Annotated in this window: 2 protein-coding genes and 1 pseudogene; 2 read left to right on the forward strand and 1 reads right to left on the reverse strand. The window is 69.6% G+C overall.

Going from position 1 to position 3,163, the window contains the following annotated elements:
* Positions 1 to 38 precede the first annotated feature (38 nt).
* Positions 39 to 955: pseudogene (locus VFZ20_RS23300) on the reverse strand (SMP-30/gluconolactonase/LRE family protein).
* Between the two features lie 267 nt (positions 956 to 1,222).
* Here VFZ20_RS23300 and VFZ20_RS23305 point away from each other — a divergent pair.
* The gene (locus VFZ20_RS23305) at positions 1,223 to 1,858 is read left to right on the forward strand and encodes a DUF4337 domain-containing protein (RefSeq protein ID WP_329686359.1); all 636 of its coding nucleotides are present in this window, start codon (positions 1,223 to 1,225) and stop codon (positions 1,856 to 1,858) included.
* Positions 1,859 to 2,470: 612 nt separating this feature from the next.
* A complete protein-coding gene (locus tag VFZ20_RS23310) occupies positions 2,471 to 3,154 on the forward strand; it encodes a hypothetical protein (RefSeq protein WP_329686360.1) in 684 nt (227 codons plus the stop codon).
* The last annotated feature ends 9 nt before the right edge of the window (positions 3,155 to 3,163 follow it).

Genomic DNA, 3,163 nt, shown 5'->3' on the forward strand with positions numbered 1-3,163 from the left:
TGCCTCTGCTCCCTCTGCGTGAGAATTCTTTCAGGTTTTCATCCCGCGAGGTCGATGGCCCAGAGGCTTTCCTCGCGGTGATGAACAGCCGCCGGCCGTCGGGGCTGAACGTGCAGTTGGAGCACGTGTGCGGCGTGGAGATCAGGCCCAGCGGCTCGCCTTCCGCGGTGAAGACCTGGATCCCGCTTCCCGAGCTGCTCCACAGCCATCCGCGCGCATCCACGCAAAAGCCGTCCGGCACGCCCGGCTCGATCACGCGGAACACGCGCCGCCCCGTCAACGCCCCGTTCGCGCCGACGTCGAACGCCAGGATCTCGTGCCGGCCCAGGTCCGTGTCGGACACGTACAGCGTGCGCCCGTCCGGCGAGAACGCCAGCCCGTTGGGATACGACAGGTCCACCATGCGCCGCAGCGCGCCGGAGCGCGGTTCGAAGCGGTAGACGCTGCGGTGGTCCAGCTCCGGCTCGGCGGGGCAGCCCTGCCGCGGGTTCTCCAAGCCGTACGGCGGATCGCTGAACCAGATGGCGCCGTCCGGCCCCAGCACGACGTCGTTCGGCGAGTTGAGGCGGCGCCCCTCGTAGTGCGTCACCAGCACCGTCGTCGTCCCGTCCGGGTCCGTGCGGCTGATGCAGCGGCGGCCGTGCTCGCAGTGCAGCAGCCTCCCCTCCGCATCCACCGCGTTGCCGTTGGTGAACGGCGTGGCGTCCAGCACTACGTCCACGGCGCCGTCCGGGCTCCACCCCAGCACGCGCCGCCCCTCGATGTCGCTCCACACCAGCTGGTCGCGCGCCGTCCACCACACCGGCCCCTCGCTGAACAGCGCCTGGTCGTAGAGCGAAAGGAGCGCCGCATCGTCCCCCAGCACGGCCGCGAACCGCGCATCATGCGCCACGGGCGGATCTACGTCCTCCACGCGCGAAGGCGGGCCGGGCGGGCGCAGGCGGCAGGGCATCATCGCGGTCAAGCGTTCCTCGCGGCTGTGGATCATCGGGCGGATGCGGACGAGGCGCGAAGGCCTTGCAAGAGGCGGGGCGAGCGCCGGGACAGCGGCGGATAAAAGGATGAATCACCCTTGCGTCCCGCATGCGATCCAGTAGAATGGTCGCGGCATTCTGCTCCACCCTGCCGTCGCAGTATTCCGAAACATCCCCGATCCACACACCGGCCGCATTTCACCCGCGCGGCCGCGTCGCATCCCCTCATCCACACCCCCGGACGCACGATGGATTCTGCCGATGCCGCGGAACTGATCAGCGAAATCCGCGAAGAGCGCGCGGAAAACGAGGCCGAGGAGAAGTTTCGCGGCCGCGTGGCGCTGCTCATCGCCATCTTTGCCATGCTGCTGGCCATCGGCAGCCTGGGCGGCGGCAACGTGGCCGAGGACATGATCCACGCCAACATCAAGGCGAGCGACACCTGGGCGTTCTTCCAGGCCAAGAACGTGCGCCAGACGATGTACGAGGTGGCGGTGGAGGACATGAAGGCGCAGGTGGCCAGCCCCGACCTGTCGCCCGAGGCGCGCGCGGCGCTGCAGCGCGCCATCGCCCGCTACGAGGCCACCATCGCCCGCTACGACAGCGAGCCCGACCCCGCCGCCCCGGGCGATTCGCTGCGCGGCGAGGGCAAGAAGCAGCTCGCGGCGCAGGCGCGCAGCTACGAGGCGGCCCGCGAGCGCGCCGGCGAGCAGGATTCCAACTTCGACTACAGCGAGGTGGCCCTGCAGCTGGCGCTGGTGCTGGGATCGGTCGCGATCCTGGCCCTCTCGCGGCCCGTGCTGTACCTGGCGATCGGCCTGGGCGTGATCGGCGCGATCCTGATGGTCAACGGCTTTCTGCTGGTATTCCCGCTGCCGTTCTGAGGCGGATTCGCATCGGCGGATCTGCATCGCGGCGGATCTGGGCCCTGGCGCATCTTCACCAAAGCGGTCAACGCGGAGCCCGAGAACCAGGAGCGAATGATGCCCGTTGCGGATCTGATCCGGTAACGGCCGTCCCCCAGCCGGAGCGAATGAATTCGCCGCTGGAAAGGCACGAAGTCCGCCTGCGCGGACTGCCCCAGCGGGAGTCGGCCGGCGTGCACCGCGGCGGCGTTCACGTAGTTGGAGCCTCGCGCAGTTTGCGAGGCTTTCCGCAGTCGTTGCGGCGGCTTCAGCCGCTCGGGCTCGGAGGTGCCCATACCGGATCAGATCCGCAATCGGCATAATTCGCCGCTGGAAACTCGCGAAGTCCGCCTGCGCGGACTGCCCCAGACGGGTGTGGGCCGGTGCACCGAATCGAATTCCACGTGGTTGAAGCCCCACGCAGTTTGTGGGGCTTTCCGCTTTCGTTGCGGCGGCTTCAGCCGCTCCCGGCGCAGAGGCCCGCATCGCTGAACGAAGCCGTGACAAAACGCCGTCTTCGGGGTAGCTTGTCAGTCCCGCGCGGCTGTCTCGCCGGACCTTTCACTCCCGACACTTGCAGGAGGAGCGCACATGCGCGCAGTCGTACTGACGATGGCGCTGATGGCGGCCGTGCCCGCCGCGGCCCAGCAGCACCAGCACGGCCAGGGCGCCCCCGCCCAGGGCCAGCACGCCGACCACGGCGCGGCGCACGCCACCGGCATCCCCGCGGGATGGGAGATGCGGCTGGACCGGCCCAACAGCACGGCCCCCATCCACTTCATGTCCATGGAAGGCCACCTGCACGCCATCCTGGGCCCGGCCGGCATCTTCTACCAGCCCACGAACACGGCCACGGGCGCGTTCACGGCGCAGGGCACCTTCACGCTCAACAAGCCGTCGGAGCACCCCGAGGCGTTCGGGATGCTGGTGGGCGGGCGCGACCTGCAGGGCGCCGGGCAGGACTACCTGTACTTCCTCGTGCGCCAGGACGGCCAGTTCATGGTCAAGCACCGCGCCGGCGCCGAGACGCACACGCTGATCGACTGGACGGAGCACGCTGCCGTGCGCCGCCCCGGGGCGGACGGCAAGGCCACCAACACGCTGGCCGTGGAGTCCGCCGCCACCGGCGTGCGCTTCCTGGTGAACGGCACCGAGGTGGGCACCCTGCCCCGCGGCGTGAACACCGACGGCGTCGTGGGCCTGCGGCTCAACCACAACCTGGACGTGGTGATCACGGACTTCGCGGTACACCCGGCGGGTCACGCGGGGCACTGAGCCTTCGCG

It is taken from the genome of Longimicrobium sp. (assembly GCF_036280135.1).
Lineage (GTDB): Bacteria > Gemmatimonadota > Gemmatimonadetes > Longimicrobiales > Longimicrobiaceae > Longimicrobium.

What these genes read in the sequence shown, in the direction of transcription:
- VFZ20_RS23310 (WP_329686360.1), top strand. Translation starts at nt 2,471, where the DNA reads ATGCGCGCAGTCGTACTGACGATGGCGCTGATGGCGGCCGTGCCCGCC.
- VFZ20_RS23305 (WP_329686359.1), top strand. Translation starts at nt 1,223, where the DNA reads ATGGATTCTGCCGATGCCGCGGAACTGATCAGCGAAATCCGCGAAGAG.